This window comes from Pseudomonas sp. NPDC087358 (assembly GCF_044900785.1).
In the GTDB taxonomy this organism is placed as follows: Bacteria; Pseudomonadota; Gammaproteobacteria; order Pseudomonadales; family Pseudomonadaceae; genus Aquipseudomonas.
In genome coordinates, this window is record NZ_JBJDOA010000018.1 from 89,071 (window position 1) to 106,000 (window position 16,930).

At 59.4% G+C, this 16,930-nt stretch carries 16 protein-coding genes; 9 read left to right on the forward strand and 7 right to left on the reverse strand.

All coding sequences use genetic code 11. The annotated features are described in order from the left end of the window. Position 1: 1 nt before the first annotated feature. Both ACI2KS_RS27680 and ACI2KS_RS27685 read right to left on the reverse strand, forming a co-directional pair. Positions 2 to 1,513 (reverse strand): sugar ABC transporter ATP-binding protein, encoded by a 1,512-nt coding sequence (locus tag ACI2KS_RS27680; RefSeq protein ID WP_404624219.1) that lies wholly within the window; start codon positions 1,511 to 1,513, stop codon positions 2 to 4. A gap of 110 nt (positions 1,514 to 1,623) precedes the next feature. Then, positions 1,624 to 2,496: a substrate-binding domain-containing protein gene (locus tag ACI2KS_RS27685; protein ID WP_404624220.1), complete on the reverse strand. Its 873-nt coding sequence runs from the start codon at positions 2,494 to 2,496 to the stop codon at positions 1,624 to 1,626. 274 nt (positions 2,497 to 2,770) lie between these two features. Here ACI2KS_RS27685 and ACI2KS_RS27690 point away from each other — a divergent pair, with 274 nt between their 5' ends. From ACI2KS_RS27690 to ACI2KS_RS27730, 9 genes are all read left to right on the forward strand, one after another. Next, the gene (locus tag ACI2KS_RS27690; protein WP_404624221.1) at positions 2,771 to 3,595 is read left to right on the forward strand and encodes an NAD-dependent epimerase/dehydratase family protein; all 825 of its coding nucleotides are present in this window, start codon (positions 2,771 to 2,773) and stop codon (positions 3,593 to 3,595) included. 64 nt (positions 3,596 to 3,659) lie between these two features. Next, positions 3,660 to 4,547 (forward strand): SMP-30/gluconolactonase/LRE family protein, encoded by an 888-nt coding sequence (locus ACI2KS_RS27695; RefSeq protein WP_404624222.1) that lies wholly within the window; start codon positions 3,660 to 3,662, stop codon positions 4,545 to 4,547. A gap of 280 nt (positions 4,548 to 4,827) precedes the next feature. After that, positions 4,828 to 5,589 (forward strand): hypothetical protein, encoded by a 762-nt coding sequence (locus ACI2KS_RS27700; RefSeq protein ID WP_404624223.1) that lies wholly within the window; start codon positions 4,828 to 4,830, stop codon positions 5,587 to 5,589. Positions 5,590 to 6,006: 417 nt separating this feature from the next. Next, positions 6,007 to 6,918 carry a TauD/TfdA dioxygenase family protein gene (locus ACI2KS_RS27705; RefSeq protein WP_404624224.1) on the forward strand — a complete coding sequence of 304 codons (912 nt, stop codon included), beginning with the start codon at positions 6,007 to 6,009 and terminating at the stop codon, positions 6,916 to 6,918. A 36-nt stretch (positions 6,919 to 6,954) separates the two neighbouring features. Next, on the forward strand, positions 6,955 to 8,070 hold the full coding sequence (locus tag ACI2KS_RS27710; RefSeq protein ID WP_404624225.1) for an ABC transporter substrate-binding protein: 1,116 nt from the start codon (positions 6,955 to 6,957) through the stop codon (positions 8,068 to 8,070). A gap of 4 nt (positions 8,071 to 8,074) precedes the next feature. Then, positions 8,075 to 8,986: an ABC transporter permease gene (locus ACI2KS_RS27715; protein ID WP_404624226.1), complete on the forward strand. Its 912-nt coding sequence runs from the start codon at positions 8,075 to 8,077 to the stop codon at positions 8,984 to 8,986. After that, the gene (locus ACI2KS_RS27720; RefSeq protein ID WP_404624227.1) at positions 8,983 to 9,771 is read left to right on the forward strand and encodes an ABC transporter permease; all 789 of its coding nucleotides are present in this window, start codon (positions 8,983 to 8,985) and stop codon (positions 9,769 to 9,771) included. Before ACI2KS_RS27715 ends, ACI2KS_RS27720 begins: the two co-directional genes overlap by 4 nt. A 35-nt stretch (positions 9,772 to 9,806) precedes the next feature. Then, the gene (locus ACI2KS_RS27725) at positions 9,807 to 10,610 is read left to right on the forward strand and encodes an ABC transporter ATP-binding protein (RefSeq protein ID WP_404624228.1); all 804 of its coding nucleotides are present in this window, start codon (positions 9,807 to 9,809) and stop codon (positions 10,608 to 10,610) included. Between the two features lie 49 nt (positions 10,611 to 10,659). After that, a complete protein-coding gene (locus ACI2KS_RS27730; protein ID WP_404624229.1) occupies positions 10,660 to 10,839 on the forward strand; it encodes a hypothetical protein in 180 nt (59 codons plus the stop codon). Positions 10,840 to 10,841: 2 nt separating this feature from the next. Here the strand turns inward: ACI2KS_RS27730 and ACI2KS_RS27735 are convergent, their stop codons facing one another. The 5 genes from ACI2KS_RS27735 to ACI2KS_RS27755 all read right to left on the reverse strand — a co-directional run. Beyond that, positions 10,842 to 11,801, reverse strand: coding sequence for a diguanylate cyclase (locus ACI2KS_RS27735; RefSeq protein ID WP_404624230.1), 960 nt, complete (start codon positions 11,799 to 11,801; stop codon positions 10,842 to 10,844). A gap of 3 nt (positions 11,802 to 11,804) precedes the next feature. Then, the gene (locus ACI2KS_RS27740; protein WP_404624231.1) at positions 11,805 to 12,803 is read right to left on the reverse strand and encodes a response regulator; all 999 of its coding nucleotides are present in this window, start codon (positions 12,801 to 12,803) and stop codon (positions 11,805 to 11,807) included. Between the two features lie 1,048 nt (positions 12,804 to 13,851). Then, positions 13,852 to 14,202: a BON domain-containing protein gene (locus ACI2KS_RS27745; RefSeq protein ID WP_404624232.1), complete on the reverse strand. Its 351-nt coding sequence runs from the start codon at positions 14,200 to 14,202 to the stop codon at positions 13,852 to 13,854. A 295-nt stretch (positions 14,203 to 14,497) separates the two neighbouring features. Further along, positions 14,498 to 16,603, reverse strand: coding sequence for a polyribonucleotide nucleotidyltransferase (pnp, locus tag ACI2KS_RS27750; RefSeq protein ID WP_404624233.1), 2,106 nt, complete (start codon positions 16,601 to 16,603; stop codon positions 14,498 to 14,500). A 207-nt stretch (positions 16,604 to 16,810) separates the two neighbouring features. Beyond that, on the reverse strand, positions 16,811 to 16,930 hold a 120-nt coding region (locus tag ACI2KS_RS27755), incomplete at its 5' end, for a 30S ribosomal protein S15 (RefSeq protein ID WP_400610995.1).

Here is a 16,930-nt window from a genome sequence, read left to right on the forward strand (position 1 = left end):
TTTAATGGAGGTGTTCACTGTTCTGACTCCCGGTGGCATGGCGCATCACTTCTTGCGGATTGATCGCCGATGACTCCAGCACGTTGACGATGGCGCCCTTGTTGAAGACGGCCACGCGATCGCACATGCCGATGATTTCCGGCAGTTCCGAGGAGATCATGATGATCGCGAAGCCTTGTTCGGTGAGTTTGCGCATCAGGTTGTAGATCTCCGCCTTGGCGCCCACATCGATGCCTCGGGTGGGCTCGTCGAAGATCAGAATGTCGCAGTGGTGATTGATCCAGCGCGCGATCACCACCTTCTGCTGATTACCGCCGCTCAAGTTCAGTACTCGGCTTTCGCAGGTCGGCGCCTTGATCGACAGCTGCTTCATGAGCGCGGCGGTGGTGGTGTCTTCCTTGTGCCGATCGAGCAGATGCGCAGCGCTCTCGTACTTGCCCAGATTGTTCAGCGAGATGTTCTCGCGGATGCTGAAATCGACAATCAGGCCCTCGCTCTTGCGGCTTTCCGGCAACAGCCCGATGCCGTTGGCCAGCGCTTGCGCCGGGTCGTTCAGGTGCACCGCTTTGCCCCGCAGCAGCACATCCTTGCTGATCACCGGCAGCGCGCCGATGACGCCCAAGGCCAGCTCGGTACGACCGGAGCCGACCAGGCCAGCGAAGCCGAGGATCTCACCGCGGTGCAGGCTGAAATGGTTGTGCGGGCCATTGCGCACCAGCTGAATGTCGCGCACCTCGAGCACGACGTCACCGCGCGCCTGGGTCGGCTTGGGCGGAAAACTGGCCTCCAGACGTCGCCCGACCATCATTTCCACCAATGTGTCGATATCGCTGTCGGCCACCGTCAGCGCACCGACGTTGGCGCCATCGCGCAGCACACTGATCCGATCGCAGACTTGAAAGATTTCCTCCAGGTGGTGGGAGATGAAGATGACCGCCACGCCCTGGCTTTTCAGCTCGCGCATGATGTCGAACAGCAGCTCGGCCTCGGACGGCGTAAGGGTCGCAGTCGGCTCGTCGAGGATCAGCAGGCGCGCCTCAAGGGCCAGCGCCTTGGCGATTTCGACGAATTGCTGCTCGGCGACGCTCAGGTGCTCGACCGAGCAATCGAGATTGATCTTGACCCCCAGACGGTCGAACAGGGCGATGGCTTTTTCGCGCATCTGGTTTTTACGAAGCAGCCCCAGGCCGTTGACGATCTCGTGACCGAGGAAGATGTTCTCCACGGCATTGAGGTAAGGGATCAGGCTGAACTCCTGAAAGACGATACCGATGCCCGCGGCGATGGCTTCGTTGTAGGTCGCGAAATGCTGCTCCGCGCCATCGATACGAATACTGCCCAGATCCTGATGCTCGACGCCGGCGAGGATTTTCATCAGCGTGGATTTACCCGCACCGTTCTCACCCAGCAAGGCGTGAATTTCGCCGCGCTCGACGATCAGGTTTATCGACTTGAGCGCATGCACGCCGGGGTAGCTTTTACAGATGTTTTCCAATTGCAGAAGGCAGCTCATGCGCACCTCGTTGCGGCACAATCACAGCGCTGCTCCGGATGAAAACGGAGCAGCCTCGAACCGTGTGGCTCGCCCGGCCACAGAGGGTCAGGCGAGCGGCGACACGCCCGTTACCAGGAGAAGGTCTTGGCCTTGGCCTGATCCACCAGCAGGATGTCCACCGGAATGGTCGCCGGGACCTGCGAGCCCCACTTCTTGGCGAGCGCCAGCCCCAGCGCCAGACGGACCTGATCGCGCGGATATTGAGCGGAGGTGGCGATGAACTTGCTGCCCGGCTTCTGGATTTCCTTCACCGCTTCCGGCGCGCCGTCGACGCTGGTCAGCTTGACGTCCATGCCGCTGGACTCGATAGCCGCCAGGGCGCCGAGCGAGCCATTGTCGTTGACGCTGAACAAGCCCTTGAGGTTGGGTTGTGCCTGCAGCATGTTTTCGGTCACGGTCAGCGCCTGATCACGCTCTTGCTTGCCGTTCTGGATGCTGACGATCTTGATGTCCGGGTACTTGCCCAGCGCTTCCTTGCAACCGCGTACGCGTTCGAGGATCGGCACCACCGCAATGCCATCGAGAATGCCCACATCACCCTTGCCGCCGATGTTCTTGGCCAGGTAATCACAGGCCTGGACGCCGGCGTCGAAGTTCTTGGAGCCGACGAACGAATCCAGCGGGCCATTGGCCTGGGCGTCCACGGCGACCACCACCACGCCCTTGTCATGAGCTTGCTTGACGGCCGATTGCACACCCACCGAATCGGTCGGGTTGATGATCAGGATGTCGATGCCCTTTTGCAGCATGTCTTCGATATCACTGATCTGCTTGGAGACATCATGACGCGCGTCGGTGACCAACAGGGTCGCACCAATGCTGGCGGTGGCGTCCTGCAGGGCATCCTTCATGGTCACGAAATAGGGGTTGTTGATTTCCTGAAACGAGGCACCGATTTTCAGCGGGCCGGCCTTGGCGGCATCGGCAGCATGAACGGTCATGGAGCTGGCGCACGCTACAGCCACGGCGAGCGAACAAAGGGCGGCGGAAAAGCCCTTCTTGAGGCGGATTGTCATAGCGAAAAATCCCGTTGTTTTTATTGTTAAGGCGGAAATGTCATCGTTAACATTTTTGAAACTAGCAGAGAAAACCGGGGTTCGCAACCAACAGGGACGTCCGCGTTGACAACCCCGACGAGCGCTGTCGATAATCCCGCCATGTCATACGACAACATATGACCTTTATAACAACAACACCAGATCAGGGCTTCCCACGATGACTCAATCCAATGCCTACACGCCTTTCAACCGGATTTTGCTGACCGGCGCCGCTGGCGGTCTCGGCAAAGTGCTGCGCGAGAGCCTGCGACCGTTTGCCAAGGTACTGCGGCTATCCGATATCGCCGAAATGGCACCCGCTGCCGGCCCCCATGAAGAAGTGCAGCTGTGCGATCTGGCCGACAAGCAGGCAGTGCATCAACTGGTCGAAGGCGTGGACGCAATCGTGCATTTCGGCGGCGTGTCGGTTGAACGTTCTTTCGAAGAAATCCTGGGCCCGAACATCTGCGGGGTTTTCCACATTTATGAAGCGGCCCGTCGGCATGGCGTCAAGCGTGTGGTGTTTGCCAGTTCCAATCATGTGATCGGCTTTCACCGTCAGGACGAGACCATCGACGCCAGCGCCATGCGCCGTCCGGACAGTTACTACGGCCTGTCCAAATCTTATGGCGAAGATGTCGCCAGTTTCTATTTCGATCGGTACGGCATCGAAACCGTGAGCATCCGCATCGGCTCCTCTTTCCCCGAAGCGCAGAACCGCCGAATGCTCAGCAGCTGGCTGAGTTATGACGACCTGACGCAGTTGATCCAGCGTGGCCTGTTCACCTCGAACGTCGGCCATACCGTGGTGTACGGCGCCTCCGATAACAGCAAAGTCTGGTGGGACAATCGCCTGGCCAGTCATCTGGGCTATCAGCCCAAGGACAGTTCCGAGCAGTTCCGCGCCGCTGTCGAAACCCAACCGATGCCCGCCGCTGACGATCCGGCGATGGTCTATCAGGGCGGCGCATTCGTGGCGTCCGGGCCTTTCGGCGACGAATAAACGTCCATCCTGATGAGCCGGTCGCATGATCGGCGTGTGCCTCTCTACACCCGGAATGATCGCCATGCAGGCAGAATTGATTCTCGATGCACGCAACGCTACGGGCGAGTGCCCGGTCTGGAATGCGCAGGAACAGGCGCTGTACTGGGTCGACATTCCGGCCCGGCGCCTGAACCGCTGGAGCCCGGTGGACAGTCAATCGCACAGCTGGGAAGCAGCGCAGATGCTGGCATGTATCGCCAGCTACGGCGATGGCAGCTGGCTGGCCGCCATGCAAGACGGGCTGTTCCGGGTGCGCCCGCAAGACGACGGCACCCTCGCCTCGCAGCGCCTGATCGACGTTGAACATCCGCGGCCCGACATGCGCTTCAACGATGGCCGCTGCGACCGTCAGGGTCGGTTCTGGGCCGGCACCATGTTCATGGACATGGCCCAGGCGTGCGCGGTGGGTTCTCTCTATCGCTACGACGGCGGCCAGCAGGGGCCACTCGATCCCCACATCACCGACATGATCGTCCCCAACGGTCTGGGTTTCAGCCCGGACGGCAAGGTCATGTACCTCTCCGATTCGCATCCTACGGTGCAGAGGATCTGGGCGTTCGATTACGACACTGACACGGGCACGCCGCACAACCGGCGGCTTTTCGTGGATATGAAACAGTTCCCCGGCCGCCCGGACGGCGCGGCAGTCGACGCCGATGGCTGCTACTGGATCTGCGGCAACGACGAAGGTCTGATCCACCGCTTCACGCCAGAAGGCACGCTGGACCGCTCAGTGGCGGTGCCGGTAAAGAAGCCGTCCATGTGCGCGTTCGGCGGGCGTGATCTGGACACGTTGTTCGTCACTTCCATTCGTCCGGCTGGCGACCTGAGTGATCAGCCTCTGGCGGGCGGCGTGTTCGCCCTTCGGCTCGGCGTGCAGGGCATCGAGGAGCCTCGATTCAAAGCGTGACCCTCAAGGACCCAGGCGCATTCGGAAATGACTTGTGACACATGATCGTTACACCCCGCTCCCCAGGCAGGGTGGCGGTCATGCGCCGATCTGTATCAAAAACGGACAGAAAAACCCGCATTTCGGGGTGAAAAAACACAATTGGAAATATTTCTTCTTTGCACGTAAAAAAACCTGTGCTAGGTGCTAGTCTCTCGCTTCGCCCAGCTGAAACGGTACATCTCGAGTCGTAGGTCCGGGGGGCTAAACGCAACAAAGACCACGCACTGAGGTTACCCCGATGCCTTACTCGACATTCTCGGATGCTCAGGTTCTGAGCCTGATCAAGGCCATCGACAGTGACGGATACGCTGTCTTGCCGGGCTGGGCCAGCCCGTCTCAATTAAAGGATTTACAAGCACTGGTGTCCCGAACCGTGGCCGAAGCCGGCAACGATTATGTGGCCCTCTCCGGACGCCAGGCCGTGGCCGGATCGCACCTTCATGACTGGGGGGGCTCGCGGGAATTCGTCGACCTGTGCCGGCGCATCGTTGCCGGCGTTACCGGCGAACCTTCAGCGGACACCGGCATGACCCAGACGCTGCGCTGCCTGACCGGCAATGGCGGGCGCAGGGAATCGCTGATTTTCCACTACGACTCCTTCGTGCTGACCACCATCCTGCCGTTGTGCATGCCTGAAAGCGGCGAGCGCGGCGATTTGCTGATGATACCCAGCCGGCGCCCCATCAGGGGTAGCTACGCGCGCAACCTGCTGGACAAGGTGCTGGTGGATAACAAGTGGGCGCAGCGTTATCTGAAGAACAAGTTCAGCAACGAGAGTGACGCCTTCACCCGCATTTCCATGCAACCTGGCCACATGTATCTGTTCTGGGGCTACCGCTCGCTGCACACCAACCTGCCGGTGGCCGAAGACGCCCTGCGCGCTACCGCGGTGTTTCATTATCACAACGTCCATGGCAGCAGCTCACTGGCCAGTCGGTTGCGTAAATCGCTGGGGACACTCGAGGAGCAGGAGATGGGTGAGGACGTTCCGCAGACGTGAGGCGCGACGTGGGTAGCAGTCCGACCGGACGTGTCTGATTTGCCGGCAGTGGCGATTTCACGAACGCCACCGCTGGCAAGCCATGCTGCCACAGGGGATTTTTATCGCGCCTGGCCAGATAGCCACGATCTGGCGCGAAGCGCCAGCAAGTCCCGTAAATGCAGTATGTCCGACAGGCTAATGGCGCGGGTTTTACTGCCGGTGCCCGGCAACTCGCCGGGCAAGCCCGCCCCTATGGGCCTGCGGCCAGAATCAGAAGCAACACTCATCATTCGAACTATCCTTATGAAGTTTGGTTATCTTCATAAATCCCTCGCATAAACTCTTCTTCTATATTTATGACAAAAGGTGATTAGCGGACTGCTGATTTATATCTTTATGATCTGAGCCACAACAACCTAGACAGGAGTTCAGGACATGGCGATTCAGATCAAACCCGTGGCAGGCCGAATCGGCGCCGAGTTGAACGGCATCAAGCTGGGCGGTGATATCTCGGAGCAAGACTTCGACTTCATCAATCAGGCACTGTTGAAACACAAGGTGCTGTTCTTCCGTGAACAGTTCCTCAACGACGAGCAGCATGAAAGCTTCTCCCGCCGCTTCGGCGATCAGGTTCCCCATCCCACCGTGCGCTCGGCCGATCAGAGCAGTGCGATTCTCAATCTGGACTCCAGGGAAACCCGCGCCAACTCCTGGCACACCGACGTCACCTTCGTGGCCAACTACCCCAAGATTTCTATCCTGCGCGGCGTGGTGATCCCTCCCTATGGCGGCGATACGGTGTGGGCCAACACCGCAGCCGCGTACGCGGACTTGCCTGAGCCGCTCAAAGCGCTGGCCGACAACCTGCGGGCCCTGCACACCAATGTCTACGACTATGCGGCCCCTCGCGATACCGGCGAAGCCGGGGTCAAGCGCTACCGCGAGCAGTTCACCGCCGAGGTCTATGAAACCGAGCATCCGCTGGTGCGCGTGCATCCGGAAACCGGCGAGCGCAGCCTGCTGCTCGGGCATTTCGTCAAACAGATCCAGGGCGTCAGCAGCAACGATTCAAAACAGCTGATCCGCCTGTTCCATGAGCGCATCACGCAGATCGACAACACCGTGCGCTGGCGCTGGAGCGAGGGCGACGTGGTGATCTGGGACAACCGCGCCACCCAGCACATCGCGATCAACGACTACGGCCAGGCGCAGCGCATCGTGCGCCGCACCACCGTCGCAGGTGACATTCCGGTGGGCGTCGACGGACGTTCCAGCCAGGCGATCAAGCCGACGCCCGAAACCCTTTCGCCCAAGACAGAAGCCGACAAGAAACACCTGGCTGCCTGATCGCTCCTCTATCATTTTTCAAAGGAAGAAACCGTCATGGCAAAGGCCAAGCGAACATCAGTATTGAGCACAAAAAGCGTAGCTACCGCACTGGCGGCGCTGCTGATGATGCCCTTGGCCGAGGCCGACGTGTTACGCATCGGCGTAGCCAGCGCCGGTGGCGGCGATCCGGTGACGTTCAGTGGCTCGCCGCTGGGCATCGTGCGTAACCAGCAGCTGCTGGAAAAGGCCTTCGCCGGTACCGGCACCGAGATCCAGTGGTTCTTTTTCAAGGGCGCCGGGCCTGCGGTGAACGAGGCGCTGTCGAACAAGCAACTGGATTTCGCCTACGAAGGTGACCTGCCGCAAGTGGTGGGTCGCGCCAACGGCCTGGACACCAAGCTGCTGGCCGCAATCGGCGTGCGCTCCAACGTCTATCTGGCGGTGCCCAAAGGCTCGGACATCAAGTCCATCGAAGACCTCAAGGACAAGAAAGTCGCGGTATTCCGGGGCACCAATGCCCATTTGGTCTCGATCAATCTGCTGGCTGATCACGGCCTGACCGAACGCGACATGAAGGTGATCAACCTGGACAGCGGCAGCAGCCAGGCCGCACTGGCATCCAAGGGTGTCGATGCTGCATTCGGGGGTCGAGAATTGTTCAAGCTGCGTGATCAGGGCTTGATCGACATCATCTTCGACAACCCGAAAAACGAGGTGCGCTACACCCGCCAGTGCGCGCTGGTGGTCCGCGGCGATTATGAAAAGGAGCATTCGGACAACGTACAGAAAGTGGTCGATACCCTGGTCGACGCCGCCCGGTGGGAGTCCGAGGAAAGCAACCGCGATGCGGTGATCGGCGAGTGGGCCAAGACCAACGAGCCGGTGGCGTCACTGCAGGCGGATTTCGGGCACATCAGCCTGCGCGACAGCTCCTCGCCGCTGGTGGACGAGTTCCTGCGCTCGCGCTATCAAGCGGTGGCCGATCAGGCCAAGGAGGAAAAAATGATTCGTCGGCCGGTGAGCATCGATGGCTGGTTCGAGACCCGATACCTGGAAACGGCGCTCAAGGCCAAGGGGCTTGAGGGTTTCTGGACCGCTTATGGCGCGGATGGCAAGCAGCCGGCGGGTAACGCCACGGCCTCGACCAAACCGATCAGTAACGGAGGCTGATGCCATGGCCAGAGCCACTGCGACGGCACTCGACCAGCAACAGGCGCCGGCCAGGCACAAGGCCCCCGTCGAGCGCCTGCCCCATTTCCCGGCCCGGCCTGCGCGGCGGGTCTCGGTTGCCTCACCTCCTCGATCGGCCTGGCGTTCCCGCGCACTGAACGCCGCCCTGCCCTGGTTGTTGCCGCTGGCCCTTCTCGGCCTGTGGTACCTGGGCACTGAACGCGGCTGGCTGTCGGAGCAGGTGCTGCCACCGCCCGCCTTCGTTTATCAAACGCTCACTGATCTGATCAGCACTGGCGATCTGTGGCTCAACGCATCGGCCAGCCTGCAGCGGGTTCTGGTGGGTTTTATGATCGGCTCAGGGCTGGGCGTGAGCCTTGGCCTGGCGATGGGGCTGTCGAAAACCGTCGAGGACTATCTGCTGCCGACCTTCAACGCCCTGGTGCAGATCCCGGTGCTGGGCTGGATGCCCTTCGCCCTTTTGCTGTTCGGCATCGGCGAGCCGCTGAAATACGTGCTGATCGCCCACGCCGCGCTGGTGCCGGTGACGCTGTGCACATTGCAGGCGTTTCACCAGGTGCCCAAGCGTCTGGTGGAGGTCGGCCGCGCCTATGGCTTCAGTCAGCGCCAGATCGTCACCGATATCGTCCTGCCTGCGGCCGTCGCGCCGATCTTTACCGGTCTGCGCCTGGGCTTTACCAAGGCGTGGTTATCGCTGGTGGTGGTGGAGCTGCTGGCTTCCAGCGAAGGCCTTGGTTATCTGATCGCCTACGGGCGGCAACTGTTTCAGCTCGACCTGGTGATGGCGGCCGTGGTCGTGGTTGGCACCGTCGGTTTGTTGATCGATCGCGGCTTTGAATACATCGAACGGCGTTTGAACAAAGGTCGGGCGAGCACCCCGGGGAGGCTGGGATGAGCACATTGGCAGGCACTCACAACGCTGGACGACACCGTTATCGCGGCTGGGTCGTGCCCATTGCGGCCATCGCTGTGTGGTGGCTGGTGGCCAGTCAGGGCTGGAGCACGTCGGGCCTGCTGGTCTCGCCAGAAAAGGTCGCGATCACCGCATGGGAGCAGGTTTCGTCGGGGCAATTCTGGCGGGCCATTTCGTCGAGCCTGGCGCGAAATCTCAGCGGCTTTTTCATCGGCACCACCTTGGGTCTGGTGCTCGGTTGCCTGCTGGGCTTCTCGCGTCTGTTCGAGCGACTGGTCGGGCCGAGCTTCAACACGTTCAAACAGATTTCGCTGTTCGCCTGGATCCCGCTGATCTCGGTGTGGTTCGGCCTGGGGGACGTCGCCAAGGTGGTGTTTTTGTCGCTGGCGGCGCTGGTGCCGGTGGTGGTCAATACCTGCGACGGCCTGCGCAACGTGCCGCCGGCCTTTCTGGAGGTGGCGAAGGTGTACGGCTTCAGCCGCTGGCAGACCATCATCGGGGTGATGCTGCCTGCCGCGCTGCCGTCGATCTTCACCGGCATCTACCTGGGGCTGGTCTATTCGTGGCTGGCGACCATTGGCGCCGAATACCTGCTGGTATCGGGCGATGGCATCGGCAACACGCTGATCGACGGCAGCGAACATTTCATGATGGATCTGGTGCTGTTCGGCATGGTCATCATCGGCCTGGTCGGCTGGGCGCTGAACGTCCTGGCGCGCCAGCTTGAGCGGCGCATGCAGCGCCTGTACGGCATTGCCACTCGCTGATATCGCTTCCATCACACATTCAAAGGGAACATCGCATGTCCATCAGTCATCCTCTCGCAGCTCATTCTCTCAGTGCCCAGCAGGGCAACGGACTGCGCCTGGAGAACATCAGTAAACGTTTCTCCAGCGCCAGCAGCGACACGCAACTGCAAGTACTGGACAACGTCCAGCTGGACATCGCCCCCGGCGAGTTCATCACCATCGTCGGCGCCAGCGGCTGCGGAAAATCGACGCTGCTGCGGCTGATTCTTGGTCTTGATGAAGAGTTCGACGGGCGCATCCTGCTGGACGACCAACCCATCAAAGGCACCGGCCTTGAACGCGGCATCGTGTTTCAGGACCACCGCCTGTTCCCTTGGCTGACGGTGGAGCAGAACGTCGCCGTGGGCCTGAAGAACGCGCCACTGAGCCCCGCGCAGAAGCGCGAGACGGTACGCGAGCATATTCAGCTGGTCGGGCTGCAGGACTTCACCGAGTCGTATCCGCACCAGATTTCAGGCGGCATGGCGCAGCGTGTGGCCATTGCCCGCGGCCTGGTAAACCGACCCAGCGTGCTGTTGCTCGACGAGCCTTTCGGGGCCCTCGACGCCCTGACCCGCACGCGCTTGCAAAAAGAGCTGCAGCACATCTGGCAGCAGGAAAAAATCACCATGGTCCACGTCACCCACGACGTTGATGAGGCGGTGTACCTGGGGGACCGCGTGGTAGTGATGCAGCCGCACCCAGGCCGCATCAGGCGCATCGTCGACATCGACCTGCCACGCCCGCGCAATCGCAGCGACGCACGCTTCATTGCCCTGCGCGATGATGTGTTGAGTGACTTCGCCGAGTTGTCTTGAGGCCGGCCGGGGTAAGAATGCCTGCCAGCTTTGGTTCTGGCCGCAGGCCGTGGGAGCTCGGCTTGCCAGCGATCTGCCGGGCACCGGCAGTAAAATCCAACGCCTCGGTTGTGTCAGCCAGACCCTATTGGCAGAAACTACTGCCGGTGCCCGGCAGATCGTCGGCAAGCCGGACTCCCACGCCTTCGGCAGAATCAAAGACCGTTACAACATTCAGGTCCAGGCCTGACATCACCCCGCTTCGTGCAACGACACCTGATTGCGCCCATTTTTCTTCGAGGCATACAGCGCCTGATCCGCCCATTCGATCAGGGTCTTGTGCTCGCTTAACGGTACGTTCATGTCGGCCACGCCCAGGCTGATGGTGCAGCGGATGACTTCACCTTCGTGAATGATTTCCTGCGCCTCAATGGCCACGCGCAGTCGCTCGGCGAACATGCCGCCGCCGTATTTATCGGTGTCGGGCAGTAGCACCGCAAATTCTTCCCCTCCGTAACGCCCGGCGATGTCGGAATCGCGAATGTGCTCGCGGATCACGTCCGCCACGCGCTGGATCACCTTGTCACCGCATTGGTGGCCATAGGTGTCGTTGACTCGTTTGAAGTGATCGATGTCGAACATCACCAAAGCCGCCGAGGTGTCGTAACGCACATGCCGGGCATACTCCAGACGCAGGGCTTCCTCCCAGTGGCCCCGGTTGTACAGGCCGGTCAAGCGATCGGTGCTGGACAGCTTCTGCAGTTCGCGGTTGGCCGCCTGCAATTGCAGACGGTTGGTCGCGACATCCGTGACGTCGTAGATCACCAGACAGACATGGGTCACATCGCCCGTGGTCGAGCGCAGGGGAAACATCGTGGTGTTCTGGTACATGAAATCTTCTTGCCCGGTGATCGGCTGATAGCTCTTGAAGCGCACCAGGTACGGGCGCTGCTCCCAGATGGTGAACGCCGGGGTGCCCAGGGTGATCACGCTGTCGACCTTCTTTTTCAGCCAGTCGCGATTGACCTCGGGGAACAGCTCGAAAAACGAACGGTTCGCCGCTTCATAGGGCAGCACGCCGGAGCGGTTTTCCATGAAGGTATTCCACACCTGGACCCGATAGTCCTGATCGAGCACCACCACGCCGACGTCGATGCTCTGGGTGATGGTCAGCAGCCAATGCAGCTCTTTGATGTCGATACGATCGTTCATGACTCAGCTCATCAGGTAGGCGAGTTTTCGGGAAAGCCGCTCTACCGAGTCTTCGGTGAACAACATCAACAGGTCGAAATGAATGTTGTGACCTTCCAGGCTGTAACTGATCTCCACAGCCAGGGTCTTCTTCCAGCGTTGCTGATTGATGCGAATCAACTCCTCGATGCCACTGTGCGCGCCGAGCACCTGCGGGTGGCCTTGGGAAAACGCGATGTCGATCTGTTCGGCGATCCCGCTCAGGCAAGCACCGATGAGAATCGATGACAAGTCCAGCAGCATCTCCATATCGGAATAATCGCTGTCCGGAATCTTCATCAATTGCGCCATGTCGGCAATTTCCGAATCGTGAAACAGCAACAGCGCTTCGCCGGCGATGCCACCGCCGATGTAACCCTGACAGACCGCAGTCAGGCGATCGCTGCCCTGCGCATCGGCCAGTGCCATATGCAGCTCGCCGACCTCCAGCATGTTGACGTTGGGCACCGGCAACTGCACGAACACCCCCAGCACCCGCGCAAGCAAGGCGGCAGCGCGACCCATGGCGACGTTGACGGTTTCGCGGAAGGCGTCCTGGAAACTGATCGCCGCGTGGTCAGCTGTCGGCGAAACAGCGACGGCTTGGGCCGGTTGCCCCAGCAGACCGAGACGCTCCAGGGTCTGCTGCAACTCCTGTGGGTCGGCAGGTTTTTTCAGGAAAGCCAATGCACCGAGTTCCAGGGTGCGGCGCACGGCCTCTTCCTGAACGTCGCCGGAAACCACGATAACCTTGGCCTGCAGGTTTTCTGCGCGAATGGCAGCCAGTGCCTGATAGCCATCCATGTCCGGCATGGTCAGGTCCAGTAAAACCACCTGACCGAGCCCCTGACGGATGGCTTCAAGGCCCTCATGTCCATTGGTTGCTGTCGTGACCGACACCCCCCAATCGGAAGGCAAGGCCCTTATCAACTGTTTGCGAGCCATATTGGAGTCGTCGCAAATCAGCAAGGGAATCATGGGCATCGCTTTCAATCTCACTGCAAAAGAGTTTCAGGCATCGCCCGGAGTATCAGTGCATTTAGTTACTTTGCCACGTTAACCCACGCACGCCCTGACCTCTCAGGAAACCTGTCGGCACAAGTGGGTACATTCTTCACTCATCTAACTGCGGGCTGGGTGGTATGCAATATCTATGCTCAGTAGTTATATCCTTGATCCACATGATATTTAACGGCCGACCGCTTGTTTTGTGACGTCAATATTCCAACAGATCAACCTCCAACTGCGTGATAACAGTCAACTCCCCTGACATTTTAGCGAATTCAAGTTAACACTTAACTTAGTGAGCTCTGAACACCGGCCGGCGAACGTCCGACCTGTGTAATGGCTGGTAAACCGGACGCATGTTTAGGCAGGTCGGGTATGGCATCAACGGCCACAAAAGAGTGCACGCGGCAGATACAGCGCACCTCAAGCGCACCGTCTCGCTCGCGGGCTTGGGCGGCACATGGGTCTGAAGCGCGCATTCGCGGTACGCGTGGGGGCGATCAATTGCTCCCCGCTTGCCTGGCCTGGTGATGCAGCGGCAGGGCTGACGACTGTGAGCGGAACACTGCACAAACGTCGAATACATCCAATAATGGCGCAAAGCCATGTTTTCGTTGGATTTTTTATTATCCGTATTAAAATCTACATAAACATATTTGGACGGTTGCAGCGGGATTGCTGGGGTAGTCGCTGTCGTGGAATTAACAGCCGCACTGCAAGTGCATCGCTGAATATTCGCTACCGGCGAAGACATAATAGTTATGACACAACCGGCCGAGACCTCGACAGATTGCAATGAAGGGAAGTGAATACTTTATGACAGGTGATACGCACCCGGTGCAGTTTAAACATGCCGAGCACTGAGTGGTTTTGGGATTATCATTTGCCTGAATAGAACAAGCCCCGGCGAACGCCAGGGCTTGTAATGGCCACATCCATATGGCCTTCGCATGAACCTTCAATCGACCAACCAACGGCCTCCCTGGCCGTCAATCGTCTTTTCTCACGGTTCTTTGAAATCTGGTTACTCGGCTTTCAGGCCGTCAGCCGACACGGCTTTCACGCCTTTGATTTTCTTGGTGATGGCTACAGCTGTTTTTTTCTGAGCATCAGTGACGGCTACAGTCGACGACAGGGAAACCACGCCTTTGTTGGTTTCAACCTTGATGTCGGAGCCTGGGATGCCTTTTTCAGTCAGCAGGTCGGATTTGACCTTGGTGGTGATCCAGGTATCGGAAGTGCTTTCCTTGGCTTTGGTCATTTCACCAGCAGCTACGACCATCGGAGCTTGAGTAGAGGTCTGAGCCATGGCTACGTTTGCCAGGGTCAGGGTCAGAGCAGTGGCGGTAGCGGCAGCAATAGCGAACTTCTTCATACGAGTAACTCCTGTTTTTCTCAGAATCTGCGCCAACCTCGTTGGCCGCAGGGTTACAAGGTATATCGCAAGCGCTGTGCCAACCGGCAGAATCGTAGTTTATACATATAAATCAATGGGTTATGAATATAGCCATTCTCGTCCATCGTGCAGATTGCCCGTTTACGGAAAGTTCCAGTTGCAAGATGCATGTTCTGACTCATCCTCCAGCTGAAATCTCAGGCGTAACCCGTTAATTGCGCACGAAAAAAAAGAGCCCCGAGGGGCTCTTTTCAACAGCTGAGGCAGGGTGTGATTAAACGCCCGACGCCTTGGCTGCTGCGACGTCTTTGATCGACAGCTTGATACGGCCGCGGTTGTCCACGTCCAGTACCAGGACTTCGACTTCCTGACCTTCTTTCAGGATGTCGGTGACCTTCTCAACGCGAGCGTCGCTCAACATGGAGATGTGCACCAGGCCGTCCTTGCCAGGCAGAATGTTGACGAATGCGCCGAAGTCGACGATGCGCTCAACCTTACCGACGTAGATCTTGCCGATCTCGGCTTCTGCGGTGATACCCAGGACGCGCTGACGTGCTGCTTCAGCCGCTTCCTTGGTCTCGCCGAAGATCTTGATCGAGCCGTCGTCTTCGATGTCGATCGAAGCCTTGGTCTCTTCACAGATGGCACGAATGGTCGCGCCGCCTTTACCGATGACGTCACGGATCTTGTCGGTGTCGATCTTCATCGCGATCATGGTCGGAGCGTTTTCCGACAGCTCGGTACGCGACTGGCCAATGATCTGGTTCATCTGACCAAGGATGTTCAGGCGAGCTTCCAGGGCTTGGCCCAGGGCGATCTCCATGATTTCTTCGGTGATGCCCTTGATCTTGATGTCCATCTGCAGCGCGGTAACACCTTTGGCGGTACCGGCTACTTTGAAGTCCATGTCGCCCAGGTGGTCTTCGTCACCCAGGATGTCGGTCAGGATGGCGAATTTCTCGCCTTCTTTAACCAGACCCATGGCGATACCGGCAACCGGTGCCTTCATCGGAACGCCGGCATCCATCAGGGCCAGGGAAGCGCCGCAGACCGAAGCCATGGAGCTCGAACCGTTGGACTCGGTGATTTCCGAGACAACGCGAATGGTGTACGGGAACACGTCAGCGGCAGGCAGCATGGCTGCAATCGAACGACGGGCCAGACGGCCGTGACCGATTTCGCGACGACCAGCGCCACCCATGCGACCACACTCACCGACCGAGAACGGAGGGAAGTTGTAGTGCAGCATGAACGGGTCTTTTTTCTCGCCTTCCAGGGTGTCCAGCAGCTGTGCGTCACGGGCGGTACCCAGTGTTGCAACAACCAGAGCCTGGGTTTCGCCACGGGTGAACAGCGCCGAACCGTGGGTCTTGGGCAGAACGCCAACTTCGATGTTCAGCGGACGTACGGTGCGGGTGTCGCGGCCGTCGATACGTGGCTGGCCGTTGACGATGTTTTCGCGAACGGTGCGGTATTCGATTTCGCCGAACGCAGCTTTGACTTCGCTGGCGGACGGGCTGCCTTCTTCAACAGCCAGCTTGGCGACGATCTGATCCTTGAGCTCACCCAGGCGAGCGTAACGGTCGGCCTTGACGGTGATGGTGTAGGCCTGGGAGATCGCAGCGCCGAACTCGGAGCGGATGGCCCCCAGCAGTTCAGTGGCTTCGGCTTTCGGCGCCCAGGTCCAGGTTGGCTTGGCCGCTTCGGCCGCAAGCTCTGTGATCGCCTTGATCACCACCTGGAACTCATCGTGAGCAAACAGTACCGCGCCCAGCATCTGGTCTTCGGTCAGCTCTTTGGCTTCCGATTCAACCATCAACACAGCTTCGCAAGTACCGGCAACGACCATGTCCAGGCTCGAAGCTTTCTGTTGTTCGTAAGTCGGGTTCAGCAGGTAACCGGTGCTTTCGTGGAAAGCCACACGAGCGGCGCCGATCGGGCCGTCGAAAGGAATGCCGGAAATGGCCAGGGCAGCCGAGGTACCGATCATCGCAGCGATGTCCGGATCGGTTTTCTTGCTGGTGGAAACGACGGTGCAGACAACCTGCACTTCGTTCATGAAGCCTTCGGGAAACAGGGGGCGGATCGGACGGTCGATCAGACGCGAGGTCAGCGTTTCCTTCTCGGAAGGACGGCCTTCACGCTTGAAGAAGCCACCAGGGATCTTGCCGGCAGCGTAGGTTTTTTCCTGGTAGTGAACGGAGAGCGGGAAGAAGCCTTTGCCGGCGTCTGCTTGCTTGGCGCCGACCACAGTCACGAGCACGGTGACGTCGTCGTCAACGGTGACCAATACTGCACCAGAAGCTTGACGGGCGATGCGGCCTGTCTCCAGGGTTACGGTCGATTGACCGAATTGAAACTTCTTGATTACCGGGTTCACGGTGTCCTACCTTCTTTGTGGCTCTTGGGGAACTGGTTTCTTGCGAATTCTTGGGCAGCGAGGGGAATCGGACCCTTCGGCAGTCCAGATGTACGTGCGACGGATAAAACGTGTATCCAGATAAAACTTGAGGCTGGGAGCCCGCCATACGCCAGTGGGAAACCCACCAACGTACGACAGACAACCAACCTCTAGCGCAATCGCTGATTAGCGACGCAGACCCAGGCGAGCGATCAGAGCGCTGTAACGGCTCACGTCCTTGCCTTTCAGGTAGTCCAGCAGCTTGCGACGCTGGTTAACCATGCGGATCAGACCACGACGGGAGTG